Source organism: Thiobacillus sp. (assembly GCF_024708915.1).
The window spans coordinates 1-4,216 of the sequence record NZ_JANJXQ010000224.1 but is presented as its reverse complement, the minus strand read 5'-3'; the positions used below and the strand labels follow the sequence as shown (position 1 = coordinate 4,216).

The window sequence follows — 4,216 nt, the reverse complement described above, 5'->3', positions numbered from 1 at the left end:
CCAGAGCGTTGTCGTAACTGTCGCCGCGACTGCCCACCGAGGGTTCTATCCCGGCCTCGGCGAGCCGTTCGGTGTAACGGATGGAGACATACTGCGATCCCCTGTCGCTGTGATGCACCAAGGCATCCGAGCGTTCGGGTTTTCGCCTGCTTCGCAGTAGAAATAGAGTCGCCATAGTCAGCCTGCTTCAACAGCAGCGATGCCATGTCCATCCTTGTATTCAAAGTCCGATGCACGCGTATCGGGGCCGGGGCAGGCTTGCAAATCAACTCCAGGAACCCGGCAGGCCATACATCGGGCCTTTCTTTCCCCTTCCATATCTATCGGTATCGATGCCAAAACCTTTATGGCGGCATGGCGTATGACATATAGGGCAGACACGATTGTCACCCATGACCACGCGTTCCCTCGGCTATAAACAAACGACCTGGTCATTGTCACCACCCCCACGCCATGCCCAACTACGTAAAGCTCATCCTCGCATGCAGCCTGTGCCTGGCCGTGATCGCAGGGTTGGTGCTGCTTGTCCGGCACTTTTTCTAGGCTACGCTGAAGTTCCAACGATTGCCGGAAAGGAGGCTGCAAAATGAAGCCGAACATGGGTACGGCGGACAAGGTCATCCGCCTCATCGTGGCCGCGATCATCGCGGTCCTGTATTTCACCGGCCAGATCAGCGGCACGGCAGCGATCATTCTCGGCATCATCGCAGCGGCCTTCCTGGTGACCAGCCTCATCGGCTGGTGTCCGAGCTACGTGCCGTTCGGCATCTCCACCCGGAAGTCGGACAAAGCCCTGCGCTAGGCGCCTCGCCCGAGCCGTTCGCCGCAGCGCCGGACATTCGCATCGCACGCCATGAACGGCCTTGCCGCGCAATACGTCCTGTTTCTTGCCGAAATGGCCACCCTGGTGCTGGCCGCCATTGGCCTTGTCGCCGGCCTGGCCGCCTTGTCGCGCCGCAAGGCCAGGGATGCCGGCCACATCGAGGTGACGGACATCAACCGCCAGCTGGAGGCGGCCGGGGACAGGATCCAGGCCGCGCAACTCCCCAAGAAAGCCCAGCGGACCCTGCAAAAGCAGCGCAAGGCTGGACGCAAGGCCCAACTGAAAAGGGCGGAAACAGAAGCCTGCAGCTACCTGCTGGACTTCAAGGGCGACATCCGCGCCTCGGCCTTTACCGCCCTGCGCGAGGAAATCAGCGCCATCCTGCAAGTCGCCAAGCCGGGTGACACGGTGTTGTTGCGGCTCGAAAGCGGCGGCGGCATGGTCAACCGCTACGGACTTGCCGCTGCCCAGCTGCTGCGGCTGCGCGACGCGCAGCTACCGCTGACCGTGACGGTGGACACGGTGGCCGCCAGCGGCGGTTATCTGATGGCCGCCGTCGCCGACCGGATCGTCGCCTCGCCTTTCGCGCTGATCGGTTCCATCGGCGTGATCGCGCAGATTCCCAACTTTCACCGCTGGATGCAGGCCAGAAACATCGACTGGGAACAATTCACCGCCGGCCAATACAAGCGCACCGTGAGCCTGTTCGGCGAAAACACCGAAGCCGGCCGCGCCAAGCTGCGCGAGGAACTGGAGGAAATCCACGCGCTGTTCCAGGCGTTCGTGCAAGGCCGCCGCGCCCAGCTCGACATGGAAAAGGTCGCCACCGGCGAGGCCTGGCTCGGCAGCAAAGCCCTGGAACTGGGCCTGGTGGACGAACTCGCAACCAGCGACGAAATCATTCGCAGCGCCTGCCAGCGCGGCCGCGTCCTGCAGGTCGGTTTCCAGCGCAGGCTCAGCCTCCCCGAGCGCCTGCGCGTCTCGGCGCAGTCCGCCTGGGACGGCGTCTGGCAGCCGCCTTACCCGTTCGGCTGAGCGAGACCGGCACCCATAAGCCTGTGTTAAATTCCCCGGGGCCATCAAGCTCACGGATTACCCTTACATGCTGGATATCTTTTTTCCGTTTGCCGGCGGCATCGGATTGTTTCTGGTCGGCATGATGCTGCTGTCCGACGGACTCGTGGCCTTTGCCGGCGGCACCTTGGGGCGGGCCTTGGTACGGTTCACGGGCACGCCCTACAAAGCCTTTGTTTCCGGCGCCCTGGTCACCGCTCTGGCTCAGTCGTCGACCGCCACGACGGTCACCCTGATCGGCTTTGTCAGTGCGGGCCTGATTACATTTTCCCAGGCGATCGGCGTCGTCATCGGCGCCAGCCTGGGCAATACGGCCACGGGCTGGATCGTTGCCGAACTGGGCCTGAAAGTGAATCTGGGGTTCTACACCCTGCCGCTGATCGGCATCGGCGCCATGCTGAAATTGCTGGCCCCGGGGCGCGGGGCCGCGCTGGGCATGTCGCTGGCCGGATTCGGCCTGATGTTTCTCGGCCTGAATACCCTGCAGGATGGCATGCGCGGGCTCTCTGCCGTGGCCAGTCTTGCCGATTTGCCCGACGGGGGATATTCGGCGCGGATTGTGGCCCTGCTGATCGGCCTGGCCATGACGGCGATCCTGCAATCGTCTTCCGCCGCCATTGCCACCACCCTTACCGCCCTCCACACCGCGGCCATCAATTTCGAACAGGCTGCTGCACTGGTGGTCGGCGCATCCATCGGCACCACTCTCACCGGCGCCCTGGCGGCAATCGGCGGCAACATTTACGCCAAGCGCACCGCCCTGGCCTATATCCTGTTCAACTCGGTAGCGGGCCTGATCGCCATCGTGCTGCTGCCGGTATTCCTGTTTCTGCTCGACCTCGCCGGGAGATACCTCGGCCTGCAGCCCGGCGCCACCAGCCTGGCCGCCTTTCACACCCTGTTCATTGCCGTCGGGGCGCTCCTGTTCCTGCCTTTTACCTCGCGCTTCGGCCAGCTCGTCGAACGCATCCTGCCCGACCGCGGCGACAGCATGACTCAGCGGCTGGATCAGAGTCTGCTCGCCATCCCCGCGGTCGCACTGGAGGCCTCGCAACGGGCACTGGAACAGGTGACCGGGCGGCTGCTCGATTTCTACAGTCATCTGCTGTCGTCAGGCGCATCGGCAAGTCAGAACGGCGGCCTGGCGCAGGCCGGTCAATCCCTGGAGCGCACCTATGATTTTGTCAGCCGCATCCAGCTGCCGCCCGACGACGCCCGCCTGGGCGCTCAGCGCATCGCCCAGCTGCATTCCATCGATCATTTGCTGCGCTTTCATGGCCGCCTGCACGATCTGGCCCAGGCCGGAATCGATTTTTCCGATCCGGACTACGCCTGGGCAATCGAGAACAGCCGGGAAATGCTGGCGTTGGCGCGCCAGGGCCTGGCCGAGAAAGACCTTGCTCCTCGCCTGGAACAACTGGAGCTCGATGCCGTGACCCTGGCCGCCCTGTCACGCCAGGTGCGGCACGACCTGTTGCAGGATATGGCCTCCCCCAGCGCCAGCCCCGCGACGTCCCTGCGCAAGACCGACGCCTACCGCTGGATGGAACGCACGGGCCATCACATCTGGCGCGTCTGCCATTACCTCTCGCAGGGGCGCCTCGCCAACGGCAAGGAGCCAGTGCGGCAGGAAAACCCGGGGTAGAGCCTCTGGCTGGGGCTGCGTTTCCTGGCCCATCCGGGGCGATTCCCGCACTGCCGGCCGGGGTGGCGGCAGCCGGGCGCGTCGAAAGGCTCGACCTCCGCGAATAAAACATGGAAGATTCGGGGCTTCAAGATTCGCGCCGGTCGGCCGATAATCAATGCGGCGTTTCGGTTGACAGCACCTGTTCGCGAAAGGGCCGGCGCGGCTTGAACGCTTGTGGCACCTCGTTTTCACACCAACTTAAAGGACATACATGAACAAATCCGAATTGATCGACGTGGCTGCATCCGAAGCTGACATCAGCAAGGCCGCCGCCGGCAGAGCGCTCGACGCCATTCTCGACGCAGTCGTCAAAGCCGTCGCCAAGGGCGACTCCGTGACGCTCGTCGGCTTCGGCTCCTTCAAGTCCAGCAAGCGCGCCGCCCGCACCGGCCGCAACCCGCAGACCGGCAAGGAAATCAAGATCGCGGCGACGACCGTGCCGCGCTTCACGGCGGGCGCCGGCTTCAAGGCCGCCGTTGCCGGAAAGAAGGCCGCCAAGAAGAAGTAATGCAACCAACGCCGGGCATGGGGCCGCCCAGGGCGGCGCCAAGCCCGCGAAACCGCCTGGCCGGTTTTTTTATGAACACAAAACCGGCCGCGGCGTGTGGCGGGACCCCCCCCCCCCCCACCAA

At 64.1% G+C, this 4,216-nt stretch carries 5 protein-coding genes and 1 pseudogene; 4 read left to right on the top strand and 2 right to left on the bottom strand.

Annotated features, from left to right (window positions below):
- Both Q0L94_RS14940 and Q0L94_RS14935 read right to left on the bottom strand, forming a co-directional pair.
- A pseudogene (locus tag Q0L94_RS14940) lies at positions 1 to 145 on the bottom strand (IS3 family transposase); the annotation flags it as partial.
- 32 nt (positions 146 to 177) lie between these two features.
- On the bottom strand, positions 178 to 600 hold the full coding sequence (locus Q0L94_RS14935) for a hypothetical protein (RefSeq protein ID WP_296754714.1): 423 nt from the start codon (positions 598 to 600) through the stop codon (positions 178 to 180).
- On the opposite strand from Q0L94_RS14935, the gene Q0L94_RS14930 reads away from it, so the two are divergent.
- From Q0L94_RS14930 to Q0L94_RS14915, 4 genes are all read left to right on the top strand, one after another.
- Positions 587 to 802, top strand: a complete 216-nt coding sequence (locus Q0L94_RS14930; protein ID WP_296754712.1) for a DUF2892 domain-containing protein — start codon at positions 587 to 589, stop codon at positions 800 to 802. The two genes, Q0L94_RS14935 and Q0L94_RS14930, sit on opposite strands and share 14 nt — an antisense overlap.
- Before the next feature lie 51 nt (positions 803 to 853).
- Positions 854 to 1,858 carry a protease SohB gene (gene sohB, locus Q0L94_RS14925; protein WP_296754708.1) on the top strand — a complete coding sequence of 335 codons (1,005 nt, stop codon included), beginning with the start codon at positions 854 to 856 and terminating at the stop codon, positions 1,856 to 1,858.
- 67 nt (positions 1,859 to 1,925) lie between these two features.
- The gene (locus Q0L94_RS14920) at positions 1,926 to 3,542 is read left to right on the top strand and encodes a Na/Pi symporter (protein ID WP_296754707.1); all 1,617 of its coding nucleotides are present in this window, start codon (positions 1,926 to 1,928) and stop codon (positions 3,540 to 3,542) included.
- 253 nt (positions 3,543 to 3,795) lie between these two features.
- On the top strand, positions 3,796 to 4,092 hold the full coding sequence (locus Q0L94_RS14915) for an HU family DNA-binding protein (protein WP_296638428.1): 297 nt from the start codon (positions 3,796 to 3,798) through the stop codon (positions 4,090 to 4,092).
- The last annotated feature ends 124 nt before the right edge of the window (positions 4,093 to 4,216 follow it).

Excerpts from the sequence above, each read along its gene's own strand:
- Q0L94_RS14930 (WP_296754712.1), top strand. The coding sequence starts at position 587 with ATGAAGCCGAACATGGGTACGGCGGACAAGGTCATCCGCCTCATCGTG.
- Q0L94_RS14935 (WP_296754714.1), bottom strand. The coding sequence starts at position 600 with ATGTTCGGCTTCATTTTGCAGCCTCCTTTCCGGCAATCGTTGGAACTT.
- sohB (WP_296754708.1), top strand. The coding sequence starts at position 854 with ATGAACGGCCTTGCCGCGCAATACGTCCTGTTTCTTGCCGAAATGGCC.
- Q0L94_RS14920 (WP_296754707.1), top strand. The coding sequence starts at position 1,926 with ATGCTGGATATCTTTTTTCCGTTTGCCGGCGGCATCGGATTGTTTCTG.
- Q0L94_RS14915 (WP_296638428.1), top strand. The coding sequence starts at position 3,796 with ATGAACAAATCCGAATTGATCGACGTGGCTGCATCCGAAGCTGACATC.